Origin of the sequence: Arthrobacter sp. H20 (assembly GCF_000520515.1) — a bacterium.
Classification (GTDB): Bacteria; Actinomycetota; Actinomycetes; order Actinomycetales; family Micrococcaceae; genus Arthrobacter_D.
Map to the genome: position 1 here is coordinate 146,791 of NZ_KI914759.1, position 26,683 is coordinate 173,473.

Here is a 26,683-nt window from a genome sequence, read left to right on the forward strand (position 1 = left end):
TCGGACCCGCTCCCGGGCAAGAGTAGGCTTGGAAATCATGAGCATCCCGTCCCCCACCGCGGTCGCGCCCCCGCTGACACCCGTGCGTGGCCTCCGCAGCATCACCATCCCCCGGGGACAGCTCGACGACAGCACCGGCCTGCTCGACTATGTGGCACGAAACGACATTCATACCTGGGTCCGGCGCGGGGATGGCCTAGTCGCCTTCGGCGAAAGCGCCCGCTTCACCGCTTCTGGCCCCAACCGGTTCGCCGCCGCACAGGAATGGTGGCGTACCCAGCTCAACGACGCAGACACCGTCAATCCGCTGGCAGTTCCGGGCTCCGGACCGGTGGCCTTCGGCTCGTTTGCGTTCTCCAAGACCTCCCAGCATCTCTCCCGCCTGATTGTGCCGCGCATTGTGGTCGGCTGCCGCGACGGCCATAGTTGGCTCACCTTCATTACCGCTGATGCCGACGCCGAGGTAAGCGCCGACGCCGCCGAGGCAGCGCTCGCTGAGTACCTCGACGAGACCGCCGTCGAGCGCGGACCCGACCCTGCTGATCGGCTCACTGAGGGAATCCTGTCTGAGGAGCAGTGGATGACAGCCGTGGAGCAGGGGGTTGAGCACATTCGGGCCGGAGAACTGAGCAAACTGGTTCTTGCCCGCGATGTGGTTGCCGAGCTCGGTTCCCCGGTGGCGACCGCCCAGGTGCTGCGCGAGCTGGCGGTCAGATACTCGGACTGCTGGACCTACTCGGTAGACGGGCTGATTGGTTCGACACCGGAAATGCTTATCAAGGTGGAAAACTCGACGGCTCAGGCCAGGGTTCTCGCTGGCACACTGGACCGTAACAACGCTCCAGCCGATGACCCCTCCTATGCGCAGCGGGTACTCGCCGGCTCCGTCAAACAACTGCACGAGCACCAGATCGCCATCGACTCGCTGACACAGCAATTGGAACCGTTCACCAGCACGATGACTTCCCACAGCGAACCGTTCGTCCTCGAGTTGCCCAACGTCTGGCATTTAGCCTCGGACGTCACCGCGCAGCTGGAAACCGGTGCCGACGGAAGCGTGCCGACGTCGTTGGCGCTGGTTGGCGCGCTGCATCCGACCGCGGCTGTCTGCGGCACACCTACCACAGTCGCCGGCGCCCTGATCCGGGAACTCGAGCATCTGGAGCGAGGGCCCTATGCGGGTCCGGTCGGCTGGATGGACGCCCGCGGCAACGGCGAGTGGGGCATCGCGCTGCGCGGTGCGGTGATTGAAAGCCCCACCCGGGTGCGGATGTACGCGGGGTGCGGGATCGTCGCCGCATCGAATGCTTCCGCCGAGCTGGCGGAATCGTGGAGCAAGTTCAGGCCGATGATCGAAGCCCTGGGCATCCGCCGCTAGCATCCTGTTTGTCAGTGCTGGTGATTGAAACCCGATGGTTACCAGTACGCAATGCCTGTAGCCTGTGACGCACATCTCGATGCGACTAGGATGTGAAACGAAGTTTTCCCCGTCCACAAATGAGGTATTCGTATGTTTGCCAAGCGCTCGACAGTTCCCAAGACCCTCGCCATCGCGGCCATCGGTGCACTCGCACTCAGCGCCTGCGGCGGTTCCGACGAGCCAGCCGCAGAAGAATCGGGCCTTGGCCTGATTGCCGAAGGCGCCCTGACAGTGTGCTCAGACATCCCGTTCGAACCCTTCGAATATGAAGAAGACGGCGAATACGTTGGCTTCGACATGGACCTCATGCGCGCCATCGCGACAGGCATGGACCTTGAGCTTGAGGTTGTCGACGTCGGCTTTGACGGCCTCGCCAGCGGAGCGGTCCTTGCCGCGGGCCAGTGCGATGTCGGCGCCAGCGCCATGACTATCACCGAGGAGCGCGCAGAAAACCTCGCGTTCTCCGAGCCGTATTACGACTCACTCCAGTCGCTGCTAGTCCCGGTCGACTCTGATGTTGCCTCAATTGACGATCTCGCCGGCATGTCAGTAGGTGTCCAGGCCGGAACCACCGGTGAAACGTACACCCGCGAGAACGTGCCTGCCGATACCGAAGTTGTCGCCTTCCCGAGTGACGCCGAACTGTACTCGGCGCTTCAGGCGGGCAACGTCGCGGGCATCCTGCAGGACCTGCCGGTAAACCTTAGCCACACCGAGGACGGCACGTACACGATCGCTGCAGAGTTCGAGACCGATGAGCAGTACGGCTTCGCAATGACCAAGGAAGGCAGCGAGGACCTCCTGTCCGCCGTCAACGAGCAGCTCGCCGAGCTGCGGGACAACGGCGAGTACGACGAGATCTACAACACCTACTTCTCGGAGTAGCGGCTACTGGCCCGGAACCCGCTTGGGTTCCGGGCCTTCTGTCTCCCCGGAAAAGATTGGCTCCCCCTTTGAAACGCTCAACCCGTAGGCGCCTGACCCGCGGCGCCCTGTACGTACTCTTCATCCTCGCCGTAGCCGTAGTCGTTTGGCTCGCTGACTGGGAGGCGATCCGGAGCAACTTCTTTGATCTGGACGTTGCAGTCGAGGCATTCCCCGAAATCCTGACCGTGGCGGCGAAGAACACTGTCCTGTACACAGCTATCGCGTTCGTCGGCGGGCTGCTCCTGGGCCTGATTCTTGCTCTGATGAAGCTCTCCCCGATCCTGCCATATCGCTGGGCGGCAACCGCTTACATCGAGCTGTTTCGCGGCCTCCCGGCCCTGCTGGTGATCTTCGGCTTTGCGTTCGCCGTGCCGATTGCATTTGGCTGGCGTCCACCGGGGGGAAGCGCAGGTGCGGGCCTGATCGCTCTGATCATCGTGTCCTCCGCCTATATTGCCGAAACCATCCGTGCCGGGATTGAAGCGGTTCCACCGGGCCAGGTGGAGGCCGCCAGATCTTTGGGGATGCGACCATCCTGGACCATGATCTCTGTAGTCCTTCCGCAGGCGTTCAGGATCGTCACCCCGCCGCTGACCAACGAGCTGGTCATCCTGATCAAGGACACGTCACTGCTGTTTATTGCCGGGATGGCTTTGGGAGACCGTGAATTGACCACCTTTGCCCGCGACATGGTGTCCTCATCCGCCAACGCGACTCCGTTGGTACTCGCTGCACTGTTGTATCTGATCATCACCCTGCCGCTGACCCAGCTGGTGGCCAAGCTTGAGAAACACAACAAGAGAGGACGGTGAGCGCGATGAGTGAAGCAGCGCCCCGCACTGATGTGCCGGCCATCGAGGTCCGCAACCTGCACAAGAGCTTTGGTGACAATGAAGTCCTCAAAGGCATCGATTTTCATGTGGACCAGGGTGAAGTGGTGTGCGTGATCGGTCCGTCCGGTTCCGGTAAATCCACCCTCCTGCGCTGCGTCAACCGCCTGGAGGAGCCCACCAGCGGCACCATCATGGTGGAGGGCGTCGACATTACCGATGACGAGATGGACCTCGATAAGGTGCGTACCAGGATCGGGATGGTGTTCCAACAGTTCAACCTGTTCCCGCACCTCAACGTGACCCGCAACCTCACCCTGGCCCAGATCCGGGCGAAGAAGCGCAAGAAGGCCGACGCCGAGGAGATCGCCGCCCGCAACCTCGCCAAGGTGGGTCTAGAAGACAAGGCGACGGCGTTTCCCACGCAGCTCTCCGGCGGGCAGCAGCAGCGTGTGGCGATTGCCCGCGCGCTATCGATGGACCCTGACATGATGCTGTTCGACGAGCCCACCAGCGCGCTCGACCCCGAACTGGTCGGGGATGTGCTGGATGTCATGAAACAACTGGCCAAGGACGGGATGACCATGATGGTGGTCACCCACGAGATGGGCTTCGCCCGTGAAGTCGGAGACCGGGTGGTGTTCATGGACGGCGGAGTGGTGGTCGAGCAGGGCAAACCGGAGGATGTCCTCGGCAACCCGCAGCATGAACGCACCAAAGAGTTCCTCTCCAAGGTGCTCTAGCCGCCGTCCAGACCACATGGGACGATAAGTCCACCAGAACGACCTACCCGCGGGAATCCTCATGCCAACACCCCTCCGGCCCGCACGGCTTCGCGCAAGACTGATCAGCGTCGTCGTGCTCTGCTGCGCGCTCCTGGGTGGGTTGCTGACCGCCCAGCCCGCGGCAGCGGCCATTCCGGTGGGCAACCCGGACAGCTATCACGTGCTGGTCACCAAGTCCCGGCCGCTGAATCCGCTGAACTACATAGCGCCGGATCTGGTCTACTTCCCGGGTACCAACTATGTGCTGCGTCGAGCCGTCTCAGCGAACCTGCAGAACCTCTTTGGTGGTGCCCGTAGCGCTGGTGCCCCGCTCAGTGTGGTGAGCGCCTACCGCTCCTATAGTGAGCAGGCGTCCCTCTACAACAACTACGTGGCGATGTACGGGCAGGCAACTGCTGACACCCTTTCGGCTCGGCCGGGGCACAGCGAGCATCAGACGGGGCTCGCCGTCGACGTCGGCAACGCCAACGGCTCGTGTGGTCTGGGTTCCTGCTTCGGCAACACCCCGGGAGGCAAGTGGGTGGCGGCCAACGCATGGCGGTACGGCTTCATTGTTCGTTACCCGGACGGCTATCAATCCACCACCGGGTACACCTACGAGCCGTGGCACCTGAGGTACGTAGGGAAGCCCCTTGCCACCGAAATGAAAACCCGCGGCATCCCCACCCTCGAGCACTACTTCAATGGATCCAACCCGACCATCAAAAGCGCAACAGACCTCACGGCTGTCGACTCTTCGGGCGTGCTGTGGAACTACCCTCCCACATTCTCCGGCGGCCTCCTCCAGCGCACCCGCGTGGGCGGCGGGTGGGGTGGGCTGAAGGCCGGGTTCGCCACCGACTGGAACGCCGACGGTGTGCAGGACATCCTCGCCCAGTGGCAGGACGGCAGGCTGACTCTCTACCGAGGACTCCGCGGCGGCGGCTTCCAGTCCCCTATCCGCGTGGGGGGCGGGTGGGGCGTCCACGAGATCACCGTTGGCACCTGGTGGCGCGGGAGCCGTTACCCGTCGGTGGTGGCCAGAGATGGCGCCGGGCGACTGTGGCACTACGCCAATAACACCGGAGGCGCGCTGTCCTCGCAGGCTCGGGCGCAGTTCGGATCAGGGTGGAAAACCTCGCGGATCACGCTGGCGGACTTCGACCGGGATGGTAACCAGGATGTTTTGGCAACCCGCACCACCGGTGAAATGGTGCTCTACCGATCCAATGGCAAGGCCCGTTTCGTTGACGAAGGCCGGAGGACTATCGGCTCCGGCTGGCAGTCGATTGACAGTGCCCACGCCGTCTCCGGCTTCCAGGGCCCTGCCTCCTATGGGCTGACCGTGCGGACCGGTTCAGGCGCCCTCAGGCATTACCCGATCACTAAGGGCGGTTGGGGCGGCGCCTTCACCATCGGCGACGGATGGCAGAACTCGCTGATCTTCCGGTAGGGGGCTTAGACCACGCGCCCGATACTCGCCCTGATCGATGCGTGCAGCCCGCGAAGCCCTGACCGATCAGCCTGGACTTCGATGACTGAGCGGCCCTGGATGGGCGGCGCCAGTTCTGCATCGAGGTCAGCCGCCGAGGCGACGAGTGAATGCCTGACGCCGTAGCCCAGCGCCAGCGCCCCAAGATCCGCCGTGTGCGGGGTGCCGAACAATCGTTCAACTGCTTTGCGGTGCCGCTCCAGGTTTCCGTCCTCCCCATGTTCCAGCAGGCCGAAGATACCTCCCCCTGCGTCGTTGAGCACCACCACCTGCAGATCGGCTTCGTCTTCGCCTGGCCCCAGAAGCAGTCCACCGGCGTCGTGCAGGAAGGTCAGATCGCCAACCAGCAGACGGGTGGGAATGCCGGTCGCCAGAGCCACCCCGGTGGCTGTGGAGATGGTGCCGTCGATTCCCGCCAGCCCCCGGTTGGCGTAGACCTCCAGCGGGTGCCACCCCGGAGACGCGATCAGATCGGCGTCGCGAATCGGATTGGAGGACCCCAGCATCAGGTTGCCGTCGGTGTTCTCCCAGACGGCGTCGGCTACGTGGAGTCCATTCAGTGCAGTGCTCTCGGCGAGCACTGACCGCAAGGCCGCGTCGGAGCGCGATCCGGCCTCCTGCCACCGCTCCAGCCACCCTGGCTCGCCCTGCCCCGCGAACTGCAACAGCTCATCGAGGCTGGTGATGATCAGTTCCTGCCGCCGGCCCTCCTCGAACCATGCCACCGGCCCCGGGACATAGAGGGCCCGCTGTATGTCTGAGCGGGACAACAGTGCGGCCACCGGGCGTGAGAGCGTGGGCCGCCCAAAGACGACCACCCGCTCGACGTCGGCCCCCAAATGCTCCAGCAGCAGCCGGTATTGCGCAACGGCATTCGGGCCGAAGCGGGAGTTGGACGAGGGTTCGGCGAGCAGCGGAAGCATCAGGTGCTGAGCGAAGACTGCTGCCAGCTCGCCGGCCCCGTGGCCCGCAACGACCACTGTCCGGGCGGTCGAGGCTGGCCGGGCTCCAGTGCTTCGGCGTCGGGGGGTTAGCGCCGGCACCGGGTCGCTGGGCGGAGAGGCAACCGGCTCGAACACTGTGGCGGCGTCGTCGGGAATCAGCGGGTCGCGGAACGCAAGGTTCAGCTGCACCGGGCCGCGGGCGCCTGAGGCGCCCAGCGCTTCAGCGAGCGCCTTGGCCACGAACGCTGTGGGATCGGCACCAGCTGGAACGTCGATCCCACACCTGACGTGGGAGCCGTAGAGGTCCACCTGGTCGGTGGTCTGGTTGGCGCCGCTCCCCCGCCGCTCCTCTGGCCGGTCGGCGGACAACACCACCAACGGCACCGCGGCGTGATTGGCCTCCATCACCGCGGGCATCAGTTCGCCGACGGCGGTGCCCGACGTCGTCAGGATCGCAGCGGGTCCCTGGACTCCCTGCGCCAGGCCGAGCGCGGTGAACCCGCCGACCCGCTCGTCGATGCGCACATGCAACCGAACCGCGCCAACGGCCTCAGCTTCGGCGAGGGCGTACGCCATGGGGGCGCTGCGGGACCCCGGGGCGACGACTATATGGTGCACCCCTGCTGCGGTCAGCGCGGCGACGGCCCGCCGGGCGGCGTCGATGGAGTTCAGCTGCTCGTTCACGCCTCCATCCTCACACATCCCGGCCGGGCCCCCACGCGCCCGATCCGAGCCCGGCCAGGCATCGGGTTCCGCCCTCTACGAGCGGCCCTGCGCCTTCGCGTCCTTGCCACCCCGGGTGTCGTCGTGCGGTGGCTTGCCCTTACCCGGGCCTCGGCCTCGACGTTTGTCGTTGCCCGGGAACACCTGAACTACTGACGGCCGAGGCACTGCCGCATCGCCTCGGCGTGGGTGGTCACCGTCTGCCACATAGTCCGGGAAGCGGGAGGTCTGGTTCCCCCAGACGCCGTTCTCGCCTGGGTGCTGGACCGCAACGAAGACGTGGCGGTCCTGGTCCCTGATGATCGGACCACACGTCTCGCTGTCCCGCGGGACCGCCAGGAACTGCTCCACGTTGCCGCGTTCCTCACCTTCAAGCGTGACCTGGAACAGCCCGTCGCAGTACCCGATGGTGCCGGGCTGCCCATCGGTGGAGATCCACAGGTTGCCCACCGAGTCGAACGCAAGGTTATCCGGGCAGGAGATCGGCGAAACCTTCTCGGCCGGGAAGCCGCTGAAGTACACGGTGGGGTCGTTGGCCGGGTCTCCGCAGACCATCAGGAGGTTCCAGGTAAACCGGGCTGACGTCTGGTCCCCGCCGTTCTCGGTAATCTCCACCACGTGGCCGGACCGGTTGGCGGTGCGCGGGTTCGCCTCGTCGGCGGGTGAGTTGGCGCCGACGCCGCGGTTGGTGTTGTTGGTGCAGGCCACGTAGACCTTGCCGGTGCGAGGGTTTGGTTCCACGTCCTCGCACCTGTCCATCTTGGTGGGCCCCACCCTGTCAGCTGCCAGCCGGGTGTAGACAGCCACCTCGGCAACGCTCATCCCAGATACAACCGACTCGTTGTTGACGATTAGTGGCAGCCACTCTCCGACGCCGTCAAACGACCCGTCAGCTGGCACACCTCCGGACCCATCAATCTCGGGGGCCGAGTTGCCCTGGAACCGGGCCACGTAGAGCGACCCTTCGGACAGCAGCATCATGTTCTTCCGCCGGGCCGCGGGGGTACCAGCGGTATCCATCCGGTTCTTGGAAACGAACTTGTAGAGGTAGTCGAACCGCTCATCGTCGCCGGAATAGGCCACCACCCTGCCGTCGCCGGCCACGATCACATTGGCGCCCTCATGCTTGAAGCGGCCCAGCATCGAGTGCTTCTTCGGCGTCGAGGTCCTGTCGAAGGGGTCCACCTCGACGATGTACCCGAAACGGTTCGTTTCGTTCTGGTAACCCTTGTTCCGGGTATCCAGCCGGGGTTCGTCGTTTTCCCAGCCACGGGCCGTCGGAGCCGCCGTCAGTCCGTAACGACGGTCCGAGGCACTCGTTCCCGGGCTGACGAAGTAGCCGTTGAAGTTCTCCTCCCCGGACAAGATCGTTCCCCACGGGGTGGTGCCGCCAGCGCAGTTGCCGAGGGTTCCGAGAATAGTTCGGCCACCGGGATCGTCAATGGTCTTGACCAGGTCGGATCCGGCGGCGGGACCCGTCAGCTCATAGGGGGTGTCCAGCAGGAAGCGACGGTTCAACGGGGCGCCTTGGACGTACTTCCAGGGCTTCGAAGCATTCTGACGCTCCAACTCGACTACCGTCAGGCCGTGCGCGGCGCGGCCGATGCCCCGGATCTCCGCAGCGGGCATGGCGGGTGGCACCATGATCGGCTCATTGGTGTACTCGTGGTTGACGAACATGATTGCGCGTTTGCCCTTGCTGCCGGGCAGGTCAAGGATGTCGGTGTAGTCGCAGTTGTAGCCGAACTGCAGTTCCTGCGCGGCCTCAGACTGGTTGAAGACGTCGAATACCGGTGAGTTACGGAAAAGCGGGTCACCCCAGCGGATAATCGGCTGCCAGGTGAAACCTTTGGGCACAGTGAAGTCATCGACCAGCGCGTCCACCGGACGGATCGGTGTGAACTTGAGGTTACTGCGGGGCCCACGTTTCTGGAGTGCGACGGCGGGAGCCAGCTGCGGGCCGGCGGGCTGCAGCTGGGTGCCAGCCTGCCCACCAACAATCATTGCGAGTGCACCAACAGCGCCGACGCCCAGTACGTTCCGTCGGGAAAACTCGGCTGAGACGACGTCCCGGAAATAGCCGTTATCGGTGGTGTTGCAGACTGCCGAAGCGCACGCGTTGTCGCATTTCAACGCGCAAGTTACGGCGCTGCGCTTCCCGTTGGTGTGGCCAAGCATTGGCAGGAAACGTTTCTTCGTGTCACTCATGTGGGTGCCTTCCAGCAGTGGGCAGGGTGCGCAGGCTCCACACTGGCAAGCCCGGGCTAACTCAGCGGGCTTTCAAGGTAACGAGAGGGTGAATTCGCTACGCTGCGCCGAGCCGGGTGCTTACCCGTTCCAGACGCTCCAGCCACCAGGTGGTGCGGTGGGGGTCAGCAGCGTAGGCCTTCAGGAGGTCATCGGACACCTGTACCGGCCCTGTAGTCAACCAGCCGCCGTCGGGCACCAGTGGATGCTCGGTGACGTCGCCCTGCATCAGGGATACCGTCCCCAACCCGCAGGCGTAGGGCAACTCGGGGAGAGCCGCCGCGAGCGCCACACCAGCGCTGATTCCCACTGACGTATCGAGTGCTGAACTGACGACTGCGGGGAGTCCTGCCTGCGCCACAATCTCGAGCGCCCGGCGGACGCCGCCCAGGGGCGCGGCTTTGATGACCAGGAGGTCGGCTGCGTCTTCCCTTGCGACGCGTAGCGGGTCGGTTTCCTTACGGACCGATTCATCGGCGGCGATGAGCAAGTCGATTCCCCTGCGGCGTAGTTCAAGCCGGACGGCACGCAGCCCATCAATGGCCATCACTGGCTGCTCAGCATACTCGAGGGTGTGCTCTGCGAACGCGGTGAGCGCTGTGATGGCCTCGGCGACCGTCCAACCGCCGTTTGCATCGACCCGTAGTCCGGCCGCCGGCAGGAGTCTTCGGACTTCGGCCACGCGGGCCAGGTCGTCGGCGGTGGTTTGGCCCAGCTCCGCAACCTTGACCTTGACGGCGACGACGGGCCCGAACCGGGCGAGAATTGGCTCGACCTCGGCAGCGGGAACAGCCGGGACAGTTGCGTTGACTGCGACCCGTTTCCGCACTGCGGGAGGAAAGCCCTGCCAGCCGGCTTCGATGGCGCTGCGGAGCCAGGGCTCAGCCTCGGCGTCGTCGTACTCGGGGAAGGGACAGAACTCGCCCCAACCGGCGGGGCCCTCAACCAGGAGAGCCTCGCGATGCAGAATGCCACGAAACTTGATCCGCATGGGAATCGACACCACGCGGGCAGCTGATAGGAGCTCGGCAGTTGAGGGGAGAGTGCTCACGCGTTCAGGCTACGCGACTGGCGGGCCGGAACCCCTCTGGCCTGATTGACTCACTTGTCGGGTCAGCTCACGGGCCGCAACGCCGACTGGACGGCCACCAGCGTCGGTCCGAACTCTTCGTCATAGCGTTCCTGAACGGTTCCGTCGTCGTACACAACTGTGACAAAGAGGTACCCATTGGTCACCGTGGAACTCAGCACCAGCGGATCCGGCGTCTCAAACAGCTCCAGCTGGAGCTGCTCGAGGTCAGCCTGATCGCCTGATCCGGGATTCGCCGGGTCGAGGCGGGGATCCACGTCGGCTATCGGATCGTAGAGTGAGAGTGGGATTGGCTCGCCCGTCCGCGTGAATGCGGTGCCGTCCCAGGTTCCCTGCACCGCGTAGGTGCCCCAGGTCACTCCGGAGGCGGTTTCGGACTGCTCCACCCCGTCCCAGTTCCAATTGAGCAGGTCGGGCCCTGAACACTGCGGCGGATAGGACTCGGCAACCCCGCCAAGGCACAGCTGCGGCAGCGACTCGCCCTGCTGTAGGACTGTCCCCTGGGCGATGAGTGCCCCGGGGGCGGCGGGGGCCGCTGAGGGGAGAAGGGAAGGCGATGAAACGGGTGGCGATGCAGGCGCCGATGATGACCCCACCGGCGCGTCGTCCCCTGCCGCGGAACCACCCCCCGGTGTCACGACGGCGCCGCAGCCGGCAACGGCAAGCATGGCGACCCCCAGGATCGTCGATTGGAGAACACGGTGCCGTCTCATGACCCCATTGTCCCGGGCCGTCGTCACCCTCAGACCGGTGAAAGATCACGATTGGATTACATATCTATGCCAGCGGTGTGGAAGTCTTGCAAGGTGACCTCACAGAAATCAGCGAACTCAACGGGGCGGCGACTTCCTGCAGCACGCAACCCATCCTTGTTCCTGATGGGTGCGGTGGTGTGTGCCCTGGCGCTGTGGGTCACCTACTGGGTTTTCGTGCGGACGAGCACTGGACAGTTCGCTGACGAATCGGCGTGGCGTGAAGCCGGATTCGCCGCACCCGACACCCAGCGGCCCTTCCTGCAGTTTCTGGATAACCTGCCCTATATCTCGGTTCTGATCGCGTCGGCGGTGATCCTGTTCGTGACGCTACGCAGACAACGCTGGTCAGCAGCGGTGATCGCGCTGGGAACGATCGCCGGGGCGAATCTGACTACCCAGATCCTCAAAAACCTGCTGTTTGACCGCCCCGACCGGGGCGTCCCGACGCTCGATTTCAACTCGCTCCCGTCCGGCCACACCACCCTCGCAGCGTCGGCTGCGGCGGCGATCTTCCTGGTAGTCACGCCCCGGTGGCGGCCCCTGGCGGCCGCAGCCGGTGGCGCCTATTCGGTAGCGGCAGGCGCCGCCACTTTCCTCAACCTGTGGCATCGCCCAGCCGACGTCATTGCCGCCTTCCTGGTGGTGGGTGCCTGGACCTTGCTGGGCGGATTGCTGATCATGCGTTTCGGTAGCGCCTGGAATGTGTGGAACGGGTATGGCGAGCACTGGGCCGCCTCAAGGCTGTGGCTGACCTTCTGCTGGGCGGCGGGCATCGGGGGACTCGCCTTGGGAACCATCCTTTACCTGTATGTCCAACTCATCGGGCCAGCACCGGTGCCGGGAACCGCTCAGATTCCCCTGTTCTTCTGGTCCGGACTGTCAATGATTGTCGGGGTGGGATTCACACTCAGTGCCCTCGCGGGGTGCTTGTTCGGGCACCAGGCACGACGCCGCGAGGCCTAGGTCCGAGCGATCGACGTCGCCCTGTGCGGCGGAATCCAGAACCAGAGGACCGCTGCCGCCACCAGGCCAAGCCCACCGGTGGCCCATATTCCCGCCGATAGCGTGGCGATCGCGGTGACCGCTGCGAGTAGGCCAGGACCGGTCATGGTGCCGATATCACTGAGCAGCCGCCAGATGCCCAGAAACTGGGGCCGGCCGGGTGACGGAGAGAAATCGGCGCCAAGGGTCATCACGATCCCCGACCCAATGCCGTTGCCAAAGCCGATCAGCAACGCGACTAACAACAACCCCACGGCGTCGGCGGTGAACGGCAGCACAATCAGTGCAACACCCATGATCAGCATGCAGGGCACTGCAATCCACCGCCGCCCCCAAAAGTCCATCAATCTTCCGGCAGGGTAAAAGATCAGCATGTCGATAGCACCGGACAGGCCGTAAATCAGGGCGGTGGTGGTAACATCAAGGCCAATATCCTGGGCCCAGAGCGGCAACACTGCCTGTCTGGAGGACCGGATTGCGGCAATCAGCAGCACTCCGACCCCCACTGTGGCGAAGACCCGTCGGTGGGACCGCAGGATCGACCGGACGGTGGGAGCTGGCGGTGGCGGGGCCATCGCCCCGTCGATCCCCAGGGGACCGGTCATGGCCAGTCGCCTGGAGGCGCCGAGTTCGGGAACCCTGCTGCTCAACGCAGCGGCGGCGAGGGATGCTCCAGCACCCACCCAATACGCACCCGCCAACCCGGCGACGCTCATGGCGAGGGCTGCGGCAAAGGGACCCAGGAACACCCCGATCCGGGTCACACCGCCAAGTGTAGAGAGGGCACGGGCCCGGAAGTGGACAGGAACCGCCTCGGTGAGGTAACTCTGACGGGCCAAACCGAAGACGGCACCTGCCATACCGACCATGAATATGGCAGCAGCAAAGACCGTGAGATTCGGCGCTATCAACCCCAACACCATGGCGGTTGAACACCACAGGGACGCTCCCACCAGGGCCCGGCGTTCACCGAACCTGGTGGCAATGAGCGTTGCGGGTACATTGGCGATCAACGAGCCGAACCCGGTCAGGGTAATGACGAGGGCTGCCGTCGCGAGGTCTGCTCCGAGGCTGCGGGCCGAGAGCGCTATGACCGGAAGGATTGCTCCAGTCGCAATCCCATAGAGCAGCGACGGACCATATGCGCCGACAGCGATTGACTTGAGGTTGAACGATTCGCCCGGCACGCTTCTACTGTAGTCACCGCCCGATCGCGCAGCAGGGCCAGCCATGGCGGCCGGCCCTGCTGGGGCTGTGGCTGTGGCTGTGGAAGGACCGTCAGCTTTCCCGAGTGCGGCGTCCCAGCAGGATCAGTCCAGCGATCGCGAGGACACCGGCCAGACCTTCAGCAACCGCGCTGAGCGTTTTCTCGAAGAACCAGATTGGCTCATACATGGCTGGGATCGGTCCTATCGCAGGAAGCTGGACGTACACAGACAGCACTACTGCGGCAAATGCTGAGAGCGCCACCACAGCAGCGATGAGGTAGGAGAGCCGGCTGCCACGGACCAGCACGTGCAGGGCGGCCAGGATCGCTACCACGGCCTGGATGCGGAACAGGTTACCGCCACCGATGCCGCCGGGAAAGGCCAGCTGATAGTTGGCAGCGAGCTGGAAATGTACGAACGCGTCGATGGCCAGCCCGATGGCGATGGCAACCCTGAGGCCGATCATCACCGGCCCGTTGCGGGCGCGGACGATTGCTGGGGCGGGGCTACTCATCCCTCGACGACCAGCGTGCCGACCATCGCGGGGTGGTAGGTGCAGATGAACGAATAATCGCCGGGCTCTTCAGGAGCGGTGAAGGTCACCGTCTCATTGGGTCCGAAGACCGAGTCGAACATTCCCTCTTCGTCCGAGGTCACTGTGTGAGCGGCCGAGTCGTTGTTGATGACTGTCACCTCAGCGCCGGGGGCGACTGGACCGGAAATTTCGTACTCGAAGTCAGTCACAGTGATTGTGACCTCCTCCACGGCCTCGTCGGGATCCTCGGAGGCGCTTTCCTCCTCGGTCGCTTCGGCAGGGGCCTCTGTGGTTTCCTCTGCTTCCTCTACTGGGCTGGTGGTGGTCTCAGCCTCGGCCGCCGGGGTACCGGAATCCTCCGACGCACCACATCCGGCCACGCCCACCAGTGCTCCGGCCAGAAGTATTCCTAAAATGCTCTTGCGGATTTCCATGACTACCTTTCCAACAGGATCCCGATCGGAGCGATTCTCGGAAGGCTCCGGGCACTGACAGCGCCATGGATCCTCTTTCATTTGATCTTCGTCACCGAGGGGTTCATGGATTGCCCGGAGCCGTCAGACGGCACCGGACTGATGCCACTTCCAGCGTGCCAGGGTCCGCAACCGGATCAGCAAAGCACGCGACTGTTCCGGGCCGTACGGGAGGATCGGGATGGCCTTGGTCATGTCAACCGACGCTTCGTCCATCGCCACCTTGGTGACCCGCACCGCCGTCCGCATCTTATACAGCTGGGCTGTGACAAACTCGACCCCGACGGGATTTCCGTGACCAGGGACAAACACGTCGTACAGGTCATCCAGGGCCGCAATCTTGCCCAGGGTGCGAATCCAGTCCGCCGGGTAGGAGTCCTCGAATCCGGGGTCGCCGCCCTCTTCGACCAGATCCCCAGTGAAGAGCACATTGCCAGCTCCGATCAGTAGGTCGTTGTCAGTATGACCTCGCCCCAGGTGGAACAGGGTCACCGAGATTTCCCCCAGATCCAGATCGACTGGGCTGTCTTCCACCACGCGGTTTGCTGGGTGGATGGACGTGTTGGGTCCGGCGTCGTCGGCCATGCCCGGTTCGAGTTCCGCCACGAGGGTGCGTTGCTGCTCACCGGTCTGTGCGAGGTCCTCGGCGCAGCGTGCAGTTGCCCAGATGTCATCAACGCCGTGGGCGGCGAGATAGGCGTTGCCGAACGTGTGGTCGAAGTGGGAGTGGGTGTTGACAACCGTTATCGGCAGGGCTGTCACTTCCCGGACGGCTTCGAGGATCATGGCCGCCTGCACTGGCCCGACGCCCGTATCGATCACCAGGGCACGCTCAGTTCCCACTACCAGACCGACGTTGATGCCATATCCTGCCCCACGCAGGATCCACGTCCGCGGCCCCACTTCCCGCCAACGGGCTTCGGCGTCTTTCGACTCGGAGTCTACTGCTGACGTGTCGGACATGGATTCCTCTCAATGACTGTGGATTTGTGCACCGCTCACGCGCCGGCACCCACACCCAGCGTCATAACTGCCTGCACCGGGGCGTGATCAGACGGCCACGAACCACCGTACCGGGTGACGTTGATTCCCGCCCGCAGCACACTGAAGTGCGGGCTGGTGAGGATCCAGTCGATGCGCTTGGCTCCCCACTGCGGCCTGCGGTAGTGGGGGAAGGTGCCCCACTGCTCGGTAAGCTGGCGATTAGCCGCAGTCCAGCTGTCGCGAAGCGCCCCTGACCCGGTCAGGATGTCGTACGGGCCGGAGGGTGCATCGATGTTGAAGTCGCCCATCACGACCGCGGGGAACTGCGAGTCCCGTACGCAGTTGCGCAGGAAGTCAGCCGAATAGAGGCGCGACCGGCGGGACAGATGATCGAGGTGGGTGTTAATCACCACGAACTCCTTCCCGGTGGTGAGATCGCTAAACAGGGCACGGACTGCAATCCGTGGGATCCGGTTGCCCCACGACGTCGAGCCCGGGACGGCTGGGGTGCCTGAGAGGGCCAGCTGCGCCCATTCGATCAGCACCAGCCGCCGCCGATCGTAGAACAGGGGGCACTGCTCCCCTAAACCGTCAGCGTTGCGCCCCCGGCCGATGCCAGCGTAGTCGCTGCCGAGCCCGGCTCCCACGGCGTTCAACTGACCCGGCAGCGCCTCCTGTACACCGAGCAGGGTGGGCTGCTCATCGCCGAGGAGTCGAGTCACCAAGGGGGCACGAACTGCCCAGGAATCCCGGTTGCCGGGAAGCAAATGGGGCATTGACCGTCGGATATTGAAGGTCATGATGTGCTGCTCAGGGGCTGCTACCGGGCCAATGAGCGGTGGGGACACCGCCGGACCACTTTCTTCAAAGGTCTGCAAGCACGCTGCCCGGATTCTCGATCGCGTCCGCAACATACCGCAGGAATCCGCCGGCAACGCCGCCGTCGCACACGCGATGGTCGAACGTCAGGGTGAGCTCGGTGATCTTCCGAACGGCCAGGGCACCGTCCACCACCCACGGCCGGTCGATAATCCGGCCGATGCCCAGGATTGCTGCCTCGGGGTGATTGATGATCGCAGCACTGCCATCAACGCCAAACACGCCGTAATTGTTCAGGGTAAATGTCCCTGAGGTCAGCTCCGCCGGAGTCGCCTTGCCGTCGCGGACGACGGCGGTCAGTCGCCGGATCTCTGCATCCATAGCGCGAGCGCTCAGGCTGTCCGCGCGGTGAACACAAGGGACCATCAGTCCGCGATCAGTCTGGGCGGCGATCCCCAGGTTCACCCCATCAAACCCGAGGATTTCCTGTCGGCCCTCCTCATCGGTGACGATCCGGGTGTTCAGCTCCGGATACTTTGCGAGGCCCGCGGTGACAAACCGGGCCACGAAGGCCAATAGGCCGGGCGTGCTGTCAGGGCGTGAGCGCTTGAGCGACGCCCGAAGGTCCATCAGCGCTGTGGCGTCTACATCCACCCACACGGTTGCCTCGGGGATCTCCCGGCGGCTGCGCGCCATGTTGTCGGCAACCGTCTTCCGCACGCCCTTGACCGGGGTGCGGGTGGTGATCGCCAGCCCTGACTTGCGGTCGGTTCCGGGGCTCTCCGAGGAAGAGATTCCGGTGTCGGCGCCTGCCCCGGTTAGCGATGCGGCTGGCGGGCGGCCGTCGGTGATCCGCCTGATGGCCTCCTCAACGTCACGTCGCAGCACCAGGCCGTCGGTGCCTGACCCGGTGAAGCCAGCGGAGGTAAGGCCTGCATCCCGGGCAAGTTTGCGCACCAGCGGTGAGATGAACTGCTTGGCGCCGCCGGACCAAACCGGGGCAGCGCCAGCGGCTGGCAATTCAACGACCGGGGTGGGGGCTTCGGAGCTAGCGGGTAGCTGGTGCTTTGGGCGTCGTCGCCGACCGGAGGTGAGCCCCCCGGGTGTGCCGTAGCCAATCAGGACGTTTCCGGAACCCTCATCGGGAGCAGGCGTCGCAACTGGCGCTGAAGTGTCCGGTAGGGTAATTCCTGCCCGTTCCTCCTCGCGGTAGGTTTCTTCTGCAGCGGTCGGCTGGACATCCCCTGTTAGCTCGGTTCCGCCGGCGGGCTGGCTGCGACCGGGCGACCCGGCCTTGCGGACAGAGATGAGCGGCTTGCCGACGTCGATTGTCTCCCCGGCGCGGCCGTGGAGCTTCTCGACGACGCCGGCAAACGGTGACGGCACCTCCACCACTGATTTGGCGGTCTCTACCTCAGCGATCGCCTGGTCCACCACGACGACGTCGCCCTCGGCAACCAGCCAGTTCACCAACTCCGCCTCGGTAAGACCCTCGCCAAGATCAGGGAGGTTGAACAACTGGAGCGCAGCGGTCGGCGCTGGTGCGCTGGTCGTCGTGGCACTCACGCCTGATCCTCCCACTGCAGTTCGTCAACGGTGTCCAGAATACGGTCAACACTCGGTAGGAAGAAGTGTTCCAGCTTCGGGGACGGGTACGGCACATCAAACCCTGTGACACGCCGCACCGGTGCGGCAAGAGAGTGGAAACAGCGTTCCTGGATCCGGGCGACAATTTCTGACGCCACTGAAGCGAACCCCGGCGCTTCCGCAATAACCACCGCCCGGCCGGTCTTGCGCACACTGGCGCACACGGTGTCATCGTCGAACGGAACAATGGAGCGTACATCGATGACCTCGAGTGAGCGTCCCTCCTCAGCTGCGGCAGCAGCAGCAGCCATGGCGGTTGGCACGGACGGGCCGTAGGCCACCAGAGTCGCGTCCGTGCCTGCACGGGCAACCACTGCTCGGCCGATGGAAGGCGCGGCCGTGCTGGCTTCGAATGTTTCCCGGAGTTCCGCAAGGTCCAGCACTTCCTTGGACCAGTAGAGCTTTTTCGGCTCGAGGAATACCACTGGGTCCGGGTAACGGATTGCCTCACGCAGCATGGTGTAGGCGTCCCGAACCGTCGCCGGTGCCAAGACTGTTAACCCAGGGGTATGGGCGTAGTAGGACTCGGAGGAGTCGCAGTGGTGCTCCACCCCGCCGATACCGCCGGCGTACGGGATGCGAATGACGATGGGCAGTTTGACCTTGCCCTTCGTCCGGTTGGGCATCTTGGCTACGTGGCTGACCACCTGCTCGAATGCCGGGTAGGCGAAGGCGTCGAACTGCATCTCGACCACTGGTCGCATCCCGTTCATTGCCATGCCGACGGCCATCCCCATGATTCCTGCCTCGGCCAGCGGGGTGTCGAAGCAGCGATCGGTCCCGAAGCGCGCGGTGAGCCCGTCGGTGATCCTGAAGACCCCACCCAGGGCACCGACATCCTCACCGAACATCACCACTGATGTATCAGCTTCCATGGCATCGGCGAGCGCTGCGTTGAGGGCTTTGGCGAAGGTGACGGGTTGGGCAGTAAGGGTCTGCGGCTGCGCGCTTGCCGGCGCGTTGTCAAGCACTCGTTCAGTGGTGTCGGTCATGGGGTCACGTCCTCGGAGGGCTGTTCGCGGCTGAGTTCCCCACGCAACAGGTCGGCCTGTTCGCGTAGCTGACTGGTCTTTTCGGTGAAAACGTAGTTGAACAGGTCCTCGGGATCGACCACCGGATCCGTGTTGAGTCCGTCCCTGAGGGTTGCCGCCATCTCCTCTGCCTCCGCCGCTATGCGGGTTTCGCCGTCGTCGTCGAGTAGTTTCACCTCACGCAGATAGATGCGCATGCGGCTGAGTGGGTCCTTCGGTATCCACTTCTCCACATCATCCGGGGAGCGGTAGCGGGAAGGATCGTCGGCATTGGTATGGGCCTGCATCCGGTAGGTGTGGGCTTCCACCAGGGACGGTCCACCGCCCTCGCGGGCCCGTTCGACAGCCACACCGAGCACCGAGAGGAGAGCGGCGAGGTCGTTGCCGTCCACCCGTTCGCCCGGCATTCCGTACCCGATCGCCTTGTGAGCCAGCGATGGCGCAACTGTCTGCGACGACAGGGGCACCGAGATCGCGTACTCGTTGTTCTGAATAAGGAAGACCACTGGCACATGGAACACTGCAGCAAAATTCAGCGCCTCATGGAAGTCGCCCTCACTCGTGGCACCATCACCACACAGTGCCAGCACCACCGTGTCCTCACCCTTCAGCTTGGCGGCGTGTGCCACTCCAACGGCATGAAGCAGCTGAGTTGCCAGGGGTGTGGCCTGGGTGGCGACCCTGTGTTCCAGGGGGTCGTACCCTGAATGCCAGTCACCGCGCAGCAAGGTGAGGACCTCAAGCGGGTCTACACCGCGGGTGATCACTGCGACCGTGTCACGGTACGTGGGGAACAGCCAGTCCTGGCGGTCGATGACAACTGCGGCAGCGACCTGACACGCCTCCTGACCGTGGGAGGAGGGGTAAACGGCCATCCGCCCCTGCCGCACCAGTGCATTGGCCTGGTCGTTAATCCGACGGCCAATGACCAGCTTGCGGTAGGCGTCCAAGAGACCGTCACCGGCCGGCAGCTGATAGGTGTCGTGAGGAGTGTGGGCTCCAGCCGGATCAACCAGCTGAACTGGTACAGCGGAGGGAAGCATCTCCGCTTCAATGAGATCCGGTCGGGGGGAGGTAGCTCCGTGTGCCATGGTGTTGCCGATTGAGATAATCATGTCCGCCTCCGTCATACCGCCCTGCTGGGGCGGCGATTAGCCTGATCCTCCGCACTCAAACGATCATGGGTGCTAGATGCTGTGTCATCCAATTATGGGCTGCAGCAACTTTTCGTATCTACTTACAGCCCAAGTTGTAGACTTCAGGAAAGATAGAGCAGCTTTGTGTAGACGAACTGCAAGTGTGAGCTGCGTTACGTAGGAAGGTATGGACAAATAGTGGATCAACCATTGGACGAAGTGGACCGGCGGATTCTTTCCGAACTTACCCAGGACGGCCGCCTATCGGTGACGGCCGTTGCTGAGAACGTCCACATCTCACGCGCTCATGCCTACTCACGCATCGCGCGCCTCACCGAATCGGGGGTTCTCACCAAATTCACTGCCCTGATCGATCCGATCAAAGCAGGGTTGCGATCGTCCGCTTACGTCACCCTCAAAGTGCAGCAGCACGCGTGGCGGGAACTACGGGAGCGGCTTCGGGATGTTCCCGAAATCCACCACATTGCGCTGGTGGGTGGGGACTTTGACGTCATTCTGCTGGTGCGTGCCGAGGATAACGTGGGGCTTCGCCGGGTCATTTTCGACCAACTGCAGTCGATGCCGGGTGTCATGGACACCCAGACCTTCCTGGTCTTCGAGGACATTGACACTCGCTGAGGCTGCCCGGGGGACAGTTGCCTATGGGACCTGGTGCGGCCAAGGAGCAGCCCCTGACTGGTGGTGACATCCCGTTCTGAATGTCGCCCTCCCCCATGAGACGCTGCGAGACCGCCCCCCGGCCACAACACCAGTAAAAGTCATTGCCTGGGGAAAATACTTTGAAAGTACCCTTTCACCACAAAAAGTCTCCTAAAAGTTATAAATTCCTGCATCCAACGACACCTGATGACCCCAGCAATTCGTCTGGTCAAGGCGCTGCACCACCCTATGATGTAATAGCGTCACCGGCCAGCATAAAAAAGCCCACGGGTGCCGTGATCGGCTTGGCTTTAAAGGGGAAAGCATGATTGACAACGCTGTGCCGGATACTGAACCGCGCAGGTTCGCCGTAATTCCGGATGCAAAGACTGCAGCCCTGTTCGAATCCATAGTGGTCAATGCAAACGATGTGGTGCTCGTCACGCGAGCCGAACCTGTCGACCTCCCCTCCGGCGGGCCGGAGGTTATCTACGTCAACCCGGCATTCACTCGGATGACTGGGTACGAACCTCACGAAATTGTCGGAAAAACCCCGCGGGTTCTGCAGTCCCCAAAGACGGACCGGAGGGAATTGGACCGGCTGCGTGCAGCGCTCAAAGCCTGGGAACCGGTCGAAGTTGAGCTGCTCAACGTCCACAAAAATGGGCAGGAATTCTGGGTCCAGATCAATATCACTCCCGTAGCAAATGCCAAGGGCTGGTACACCCACTGGGTAGCTGTTCAACGGGATATCACCCACCGAAAACACCGCGAAATCGCTGTGCAGACCATGCTTGCGAATACCTCGGACCTGGTCATCATCCTTGACCACCAGCGCCAGGTAGCGTCAGTGAGCCCCACGTCCGAGCAGCTGCTGGGTGCAGCCGGTGCAGCGCTTACCAGAAGAGCGTTCCTCGACCTGGTCCACCCCGATGACAGCTACCGTGCCGGTGTCCTCCTCACAGCCACCCCGGGGCTTCGCCTGGGCCGCAGCGCCATCACCGAGCTCCGGCTCCGTCACACTGACGGTGAATGGCGTTGGTTTGAGGTGAGTGTCGCCGACCTCGACACGAGCGGGGCCGATCCCCGCAGTTCCCTGGTGCTGGCCTGCAGCGACATCAGTGAGCTCAAGCTGACTGAGCTGGAGTTGGAGGAGTCGAACCATCGTTTCCGCAGTGCTTTCGACGACGCACCGATCGGGATGGCAGTCACCTCCCCTACCGGGGAGTTCATCCAGGTCAACAGGGCCCTGACAGAGTTGCTCGGCCGCGATGAGAAGACTCTTTTGACCATGTCGGTTCAGGACCTGACCCATCCCGACGATCGTGACCCAGCGGAACGCCATCGTCGGTCACTGCTGCGGGGCGTCACCGACCGACGGCGACATGAAACCCGGTTCCTCCACGCCGACGGAGCGGTGGTGGGCATTCTGCATTCCTCCTCGGTGGTTCCCGACGGCGTCGACGGCGCAGGCATGCTGATCGACCACATCGAGGACATCACTGACCGCAAAGCCTTCGAGGCCATGCTGCAGCACCAGGTGCTGCACGACACGCTCACCGGTCTGCCGAACCGCGCCCTGCTCGTTGACCGCCTGGGGCAGACGCTGAACGCAACCCGGGGCGCCACGCCGGCTGTCGCTGTGCTGTTCTGCGACCTGGACCGGTTCAAAGCCATCAACGACACCCACGGCCACCAGGCAGGCGATGGCGTGCTCACCGAGGTTGCCCGCCGCCTACGAGCCGCCGCACGGCCCTCCGATACCGTGGCACGCCTGAGCGGCGACGAGTTTGTGGTCCTGTGCCTGGATTCGACAGCTGAGCAAGCAACGGCTGCAGCAACCAGGATTCTCGCCGCGCTCAAGCCGCCCATCATGATCGGTGGTACTGAGGTTTTCGTCTCGGCGTCCATTGGCATCGCCCTCGCCGGCCCCGAGCACATCTCCACCTCCGAGCTGCTCCGTGACGCCGACGACGCAATGTACGCAGCCAAGGAACAGGGTCGAAACCGTTCATCGGTCTACGACAAGGCGCTGTGCACTCAGGTACGAACCCGTGCGCAGCTTGAGAGCGATCTCCTGAAGGGCATCCGGGAGGGGCAGCTTCGCCTGCACTACCAGCCCGAGATGAGCCTGGCCGACGGCGAAGTAGTTGGGCTTGAAGCTTTGGTCCGCTGGCAGCACCCGTCCCGCGGTTTGCTGATGCCCGGAGACTTCATCGATCTCGCGGAGGAGACCGGGCTGATCATTGACCTTGGGGCCTGGGTCCTCGGCGAGGCCCTACGCGAGGTCGGCAGAAGGCACGCTACGGGTGCCACTCCCCCGGTGGTCTGGGTCAATGTGTCAGCGTACGAGCTACGCAGCCCCGATTTTGCGGCGACTGTCCAACGGGCCCTCGATGAGCACCAGGTCCCGGGCAGCGCGCTCGGACTGGAGATCACCGAAAGTGTCCTGATGGTCAATCTCGACCGTGCCAGAGCAACTCTCATCAAGCTGCGGGCAACCGGGGTCAACCTGGCGATCGACGATTTCGGCACCGGTTACTCGTCCCTGTCCTATCTCGCCCAATTCCCCGTTGACACGGTAAAAATCGATGGCTCGTTTACTGCCGGTCTTGATGACAATGCCCGACGGCGAGAGAGCTTCGCCGTCGTCAACGCCGTCGTCGGACTGGCCCATGCACTGAAGCTGAGAGTGGTCGCCGAAGGTATTGAAACCGCCAGCCAGGCTCAATCGCTCCACGGGCTCGGCTGCGATTTTGGACAGGGATACCTGCTCGGTCGACCCTCCGAGCAGGGCACCCCCAACAAAATCCTGCCGCCGCTGAGCAGCCCTGACCACAGGGCAGAAGCGCGTTAGCCGTTGAATACAGGTGTGCGTTTCTCCTGGAAGGCAGTGAATCCCTCGGCATAGTCGTCGCTGCTGCACAGTTCTCCCTGCGCAGCGTTTTCTTCGCTGATCGACTCCCACAGTCCCATCCGACGGTCGCGGATCCCTGCCACCAGGTCCTTCGAGGCCCTGAAAGCTCCGGTCGCGCCCGACGCGACCCGCCGGGCAGTCTCCCGTGTTCTTGGTAGGAGCTCGTCTGCGGGCATTACCCGGCTGAACAGGCCGGCGGCGACGGCGTCCGCCCCTGTCATGAGCTCGGCCGTGTAGATCAGGTCAAGGGTGCGATGCGCACCAAGACGTTCGGTGAACAGCCAGTGTCCGCCAGAATCGAGAGTGGCCCCGAGTTTCGCGAACGGCGAGCCGAGTTTGGCATTCTCGGCCACATAGACCACATCGGTGGCGACCAGGAGCCCGAGCCCGACACCGAGGCAGGCGCCGTGCGCCGCAGCAAATGTGGGCGCCGGAAACGCAGCCATCTTCCGCAAAAGGGGAGTGACCAGGCCCTCCAGGTAAGCGACTGCATCGTCGGACTCCGGATGAACATTGGAGATGTCACGTCCCGCGCAGAACGCCCGACCCTCGCCGCGAAGAACCAGCGCCCGCACAGATCCTTTGGCTGCGGCGGCGGCGGCCTCATCATAGGCCCGGGACAACTCCCCCAGTGCCTCTCCATCAAGGGAGTTCAGTTTCGCCGGCGCATTCAACACAATTTCAGCGACGTTGTTCTCAAGAGTCAGTTCGATCATTTACGTGCCTTCCGGTCAGTGTTCCTTCAGCCTAGCGGTGACCGGCCAGTGCGGAGCTCCCTGAGGCGCTAACCGCCGGAGGCGCCGAGAGTGCCTCGTAGGACGCTGACTCCTGAGTGCAGCGGGTCACCGTCGAGCGGCTCGTCTGAGACGTCAACGATGGGGAACGCTGCCAGATCGACGCTGTCGGGGATAGCGAAAGAACTGGTCCCGCCGCCGATAACACCGAGGCTGTACATCTGCTCCAGGTCCGGCGCGATCAACCACACTTCCTGATATCCGTCCGCCTGCTCATCGGTCATAGTGATCTCCAGGGTGCGAGTACCCTCCTCGGCAGCAAACACAGTTGCACTTCCCTGGGCGGTGAAGCCATCCAGCGGATCGAGGTCGATTTTCGCGAGAACGTCTGCTGAACCTTCCACGCCAAGCTGCTGAGTTGCCCAGACGGCCGCACCGCCAGCCAATACGCCGACGGTGACGGCGGCGATCATGAACTTCGAGTCGAAGGTCCGCATCTTCGGGAGCCGATTCTTAGTGCGCGGGTTCTTCGAGCGGTGCTCTCTGGATTGCAGAGGCGCCAGCTCGGACACGGTCGCGCTGGAGTCCGCCGGCGGGGAAAGGGTCAGCGGGTCAGCACTCAGCGATGGTTGCAGACCGAGTTCCCGATGGATCGTCGCCCACACCTGAGGATCGGGTGATTCCAGCACGGCGTCGGTGGCGTCACCGCGTGCGGCGAGGACCACGCTGTTGAGCTCCCCCACCTCGGCGGCGCACCTGGGGCAGCCGTCAAGATGTTCCTGGGAGGACTCATCAAGGGATTCGTCGAGGGCAGCCATACTGATGGTCCCCGGGTCAAGGTGCTGCATTCCAGGTCTCCAATCGGCTGCGTAGTTGAGTGAGGCTTCGGCGAATATGGCTCTTGACTGTCCCGAGTGGCAGATCGAGCCGGGAAGATATTTGTTGATGTGTTAAGTCTTCGTAGAAGGCGAGGCGAAGGATTGATTGTTGGGGTTCGCCCAACAATTCAAGTTCCGAATCGAGCACTACCCGGTTGGCCACGCTTTCAATCTCGTCGGTGCCATCCTCCTGTGCCCTGAGGTCCCCGACCGTGTGGACTCGCTGCACGATCTTGTCACTTTTCTGGCGGGCCGATTGTGCATCGGACACAGCGTTCCTGCTGATACCGAGTAACCACGCGGGTAGGCTGCCCGCGTTGGGGCTGTAGCCGGATCGAAAGCGCCACGCCCTGACAAACACTTCCTGGGTCACGTCGGAAGCGGCTGAACGGTCACCAAGTGAACGAAGTGCGACAGTAAAAATCAACGGGGCGAAGCTCTTGTAGGCAAGCGCAAGTGCGTGTTCCTCACCTGCTGAGAATTCGAGGTCGCGCTGCGGAGTCCACTCGTGGCCTGGAGGTGTCAACCTACTCTCCTAACGGCGCGGACGCGTCTGTTATGCCCCCTGGTTAGGCATCCACACTGCCAACGGGTCGACTGCGTTCATGACCCTTTCAGAGCGGGGAGGCCGTCAGCACAACATTATCCTCATAATCATCCTCGTCTGCTAGCCAGCCCCCTCCGCAGGTGATAATCATCAGCTGATGTTCGCCATCACGATGGAAAATCTCCGCGGTGTCGAGTGTTGCTTTCGGCTCATGCCGGACATCAGTGACTTCGTACTGCACAGGCTCAGCATTCTCGCGGCCAACAGTAATGACAGTTCCTGGCGGAACGTCTTTCAGCTGGGTAAAGGGCATAACCTCCGTCCCGATGTCGATGTGAGCCGCGAGGACTGCATTGCCTGCTGCAGCACCCGGCGCGGGCCCGTAGCGATACCATCCTGCCTCGTAGAAGCTCTCTGGAATCTCCATTTCATTGTCGCTTTCCACCCCTACATCAATCACTTTCACGGTGATATCCGTGCCAGGGATATCGAGGGAGACTGGCCGCGGTGAGGCCTCGACCAGGGCACTGGTGGCCGGTTGAATTCTCACGCCCGGGTTGTCGGCAGCAGCGCTAGCACTCTCGGCACCGTCAGGGCTAACTGTTTCAGGGTCAACTGACTCGGTGGCAGGAGCGACGGGGGTTTCCAGCGCCGTCGTCCGCGGAGCGGACGTCTGCGGCGGGTCAGCGGCGGGCGTGGCGCATCCTGAGGCGGGAAGACCGACTGACGCTGCCAGAGCGAGGGCGACGAGGTGGGTGGGCTTACGAGGCAAGAGCTGCGACTTTCGTTGAGGGGTAGGGAGTGGACTGTTTCCGATTTTTGGGACGGGTGATTTAGCTGCCTTCTATGGAAGGACGTCTGGTTTATATGGGATCGGCTCGAGGGAAGTTCACGGCGGAGTATAAGCAGAACGCTGTAGA

General features: G+C 63.5%; 24 protein-coding genes. 8 read left to right on the forward strand and 16 right to left on the reverse strand.

What is annotated here, in order from left to right; translation table 11 throughout:
* Positions 1-37 precede the first annotated feature (37 nt).
* From Y703_RS0116795 to Y703_RS0116815, 5 genes are all read left to right on the forward strand, one after another.
* Positions 38-1,378, forward strand: a complete 1,341-nt coding sequence (locus Y703_RS0116795; protein ID WP_051427699.1) for an isochorismate synthase — start codon at positions 38-40, stop codon at positions 1,376-1,378.
* A gap of 132 nt (positions 1,379-1,510) precedes the next feature.
* Positions 1,511-2,305, forward strand: coding sequence for a transporter substrate-binding domain-containing protein (locus tag Y703_RS0116800; protein WP_026553641.1), 795 nt, complete (start codon positions 1,511-1,513; stop codon positions 2,303-2,305).
* 68 nt (positions 2,306-2,373) lie between these two features.
* Positions 2,374-3,159, forward strand: coding sequence for an amino acid ABC transporter permease (locus tag Y703_RS0116805; protein ID WP_026553642.1), 786 nt, complete (start codon positions 2,374-2,376; stop codon positions 3,157-3,159).
* Between the two features lie 5 nt (positions 3,160-3,164).
* A complete protein-coding gene (locus Y703_RS0116810; protein WP_026553643.1) occupies positions 3,165-3,920 on the forward strand; it encodes an amino acid ABC transporter ATP-binding protein in 756 nt (251 codons plus the stop codon).
* A 61-nt stretch (positions 3,921-3,981) separates the two neighbouring features.
* Positions 3,982-5,394, forward strand: a complete 1,413-nt coding sequence (locus tag Y703_RS0116815) for a D-alanyl-D-alanine carboxypeptidase family protein (RefSeq protein ID WP_253908095.1) — start codon at positions 3,982-3,984, stop codon at positions 5,392-5,394.
* Between the two features lie 5 nt (positions 5,395-5,399).
* Here Y703_RS0116815 and menD read toward each other — a convergent pair whose 3' ends face one another.
* The 4 genes from menD to Y703_RS0116835 form a co-directional block, all read right to left on the reverse strand.
* A complete protein-coding gene (menD, locus tag Y703_RS0116820; RefSeq protein WP_343212912.1) occupies positions 5,400-7,061 on the reverse strand; it encodes a 2-succinyl-5-enolpyruvyl-6-hydroxy-3-cyclohexene-1-carboxylic-acid synthase in 1,662 nt (553 codons plus the stop codon).
* Between the two features lie 75 nt (positions 7,062-7,136).
* Positions 7,137-9,308 carry a PhoX family protein gene (locus Y703_RS0116825; RefSeq protein WP_026553646.1) on the reverse strand — a complete coding sequence of 724 codons (2,172 nt, stop codon included), beginning with the start codon at positions 9,306-9,308 and terminating at the stop codon, positions 7,137-7,139.
* A 97-nt stretch (positions 9,309-9,405) separates the two neighbouring features.
* Positions 9,406-10,398: an o-succinylbenzoate synthase gene (locus tag Y703_RS0116830; RefSeq protein ID WP_026553647.1), complete on the reverse strand. Its 993-nt coding sequence runs from the start codon at positions 10,396-10,398 to the stop codon at positions 9,406-9,408.
* A gap of 62 nt (positions 10,399-10,460) precedes the next feature.
* On the reverse strand, positions 10,461-11,150 hold the full coding sequence (locus Y703_RS0116835; protein WP_155849582.1) for a hypothetical protein: 690 nt from the start codon (positions 11,148-11,150) through the stop codon (positions 10,461-10,463).
* 93 nt (positions 11,151-11,243) lie between these two features.
* Between Y703_RS0116835 and Y703_RS0116840 the strand changes: the two genes are divergently transcribed.
* Positions 11,244-12,155 carry a phosphatase PAP2 family protein gene (locus tag Y703_RS0116840; RefSeq protein WP_026553649.1) on the forward strand — a complete coding sequence of 304 codons (912 nt, stop codon included), beginning with the start codon at positions 11,244-11,246 and terminating at the stop codon, positions 12,153-12,155.
* Here Y703_RS0116840 and Y703_RS0116845 read toward each other — a convergent pair.
* The 8 genes from Y703_RS0116845 to pdhA all read right to left on the reverse strand — a co-directional run bounded on the left by Y703_RS0116845 (position 12,152) and on the right by pdhA (position 20,006).
* Positions 12,152-13,426, reverse strand: a complete 1,275-nt coding sequence (locus tag Y703_RS0116845) for an MFS transporter (protein ID WP_051427701.1) — start codon at positions 13,424-13,426, stop codon at positions 12,152-12,154. The two genes, Y703_RS0116840 and Y703_RS0116845, sit on opposite strands and share 4 nt — an antisense overlap.
* 46 nt (positions 13,427-13,472) lie before the next feature.
* On the reverse strand, positions 13,473-13,916 hold the full coding sequence (locus Y703_RS0116850) for a hypothetical protein (RefSeq protein WP_026553651.1): 444 nt from the start codon (positions 13,914-13,916) through the stop codon (positions 13,473-13,475).
* A complete protein-coding gene (locus Y703_RS0116855; protein WP_035765729.1) occupies positions 13,913-14,371 on the reverse strand; it encodes a cupredoxin domain-containing protein in 459 nt (152 codons plus the stop codon). The genes Y703_RS0116850 and Y703_RS0116855 overlap by 4 nt, the downstream gene beginning before the upstream one ends.
* A 123-nt stretch (positions 14,372-14,494) precedes the next feature.
* Complete coding sequence (locus Y703_RS0116860) at positions 14,495-15,373, reverse strand: MBL fold metallo-hydrolase (RefSeq protein ID WP_051427702.1); 879 nt, start codon at positions 15,371-15,373, stop codon at positions 14,495-14,497.
* A 35-nt stretch (positions 15,374-15,408) separates the two neighbouring features.
* Positions 15,409-16,242 carry an endonuclease/exonuclease/phosphatase family protein gene (locus tag Y703_RS0116865; protein WP_026553654.1) on the reverse strand — a complete coding sequence of 278 codons (834 nt, stop codon included), beginning with the start codon at positions 16,240-16,242 and terminating at the stop codon, positions 15,409-15,411.
* Positions 16,243-16,258: 16 nt separating this feature from the next.
* Positions 16,259-17,779 carry a dihydrolipoamide acetyltransferase family protein gene (locus tag Y703_RS0116870; RefSeq protein ID WP_253908096.1) on the reverse strand — a complete coding sequence of 507 codons (1,521 nt, stop codon included), beginning with the start codon at positions 17,777-17,779 and terminating at the stop codon, positions 16,259-16,261.
* Positions 17,776-18,852 carry an alpha-ketoacid dehydrogenase subunit beta gene (locus Y703_RS0116875; RefSeq protein WP_026553656.1) on the reverse strand — a complete coding sequence of 359 codons (1,077 nt, stop codon included), beginning with the start codon at positions 18,850-18,852 and terminating at the stop codon, positions 17,776-17,778. Before Y703_RS0116875 ends, Y703_RS0116870 begins: the two co-directional genes overlap by 4 nt.
* Entirely contained in the window at positions 18,849-20,006 is a 1,158-nt protein-coding gene (gene pdhA / locus Y703_RS20560) for a pyruvate dehydrogenase (acetyl-transferring) E1 component subunit alpha (RefSeq protein WP_081743593.1), read from the reverse strand. The genes Y703_RS0116875 and pdhA overlap by 4 nt, the downstream gene beginning before the upstream one ends.
* Before the next feature lie 216 nt (positions 20,007-20,222).
* Between pdhA and Y703_RS0116885 the strand changes: the two genes are divergently transcribed.
* The gene (locus Y703_RS0116885) at positions 20,223-20,666 is read left to right on the forward strand and encodes an Lrp/AsnC family transcriptional regulator (RefSeq protein WP_035765735.1); all 444 of its coding nucleotides are present in this window, start codon (positions 20,223-20,225) and stop codon (positions 20,664-20,666) included.
* A 346-nt stretch (positions 20,667-21,012) separates the two neighbouring features.
* Complete coding sequence (locus Y703_RS20565) at positions 21,013-23,544, forward strand: sensor domain-containing protein (protein WP_051427705.1); 2,532 nt, start codon at positions 21,013-21,015, stop codon at positions 23,542-23,544.
* Here the strand turns inward: Y703_RS20565 and Y703_RS0116900 are convergent.
* From Y703_RS0116900 to Y703_RS0116915, 4 genes are all read right to left on the reverse strand, one after another.
* The gene (locus Y703_RS0116900; protein ID WP_026553658.1) at positions 23,541-24,320 is read right to left on the reverse strand and encodes an enoyl-CoA hydratase/isomerase family protein; all 780 of its coding nucleotides are present in this window, start codon (positions 24,318-24,320) and stop codon (positions 23,541-23,543) included. The genes Y703_RS20565 and Y703_RS0116900 overlap by 4 nt on opposite strands.
* Before the next feature lie 68 nt (positions 24,321-24,388).
* Positions 24,389-25,186 carry an anti-sigma factor domain-containing protein gene (locus tag Y703_RS0116905; RefSeq protein ID WP_026553659.1) on the reverse strand — a complete coding sequence of 266 codons (798 nt, stop codon included), beginning with the start codon at positions 25,184-25,186 and terminating at the stop codon, positions 24,389-24,391.
* Positions 25,173-25,742 carry an RNA polymerase sigma factor gene (locus Y703_RS0116910; RefSeq protein WP_026553660.1) on the reverse strand — a complete coding sequence of 190 codons (570 nt, stop codon included), beginning with the start codon at positions 25,740-25,742 and terminating at the stop codon, positions 25,173-25,175. Before Y703_RS0116910 ends, Y703_RS0116905 begins: the two co-directional genes overlap by 14 nt.
* 88 nt (positions 25,743-25,830) lie before the next feature.
* Entirely contained in the window at positions 25,831-26,535 is a 705-nt protein-coding gene (locus Y703_RS0116915) for a sortase domain-containing protein (protein WP_026553661.1), read from the reverse strand.
* Positions 26,536-26,683 lie beyond the last annotated feature (148 nt).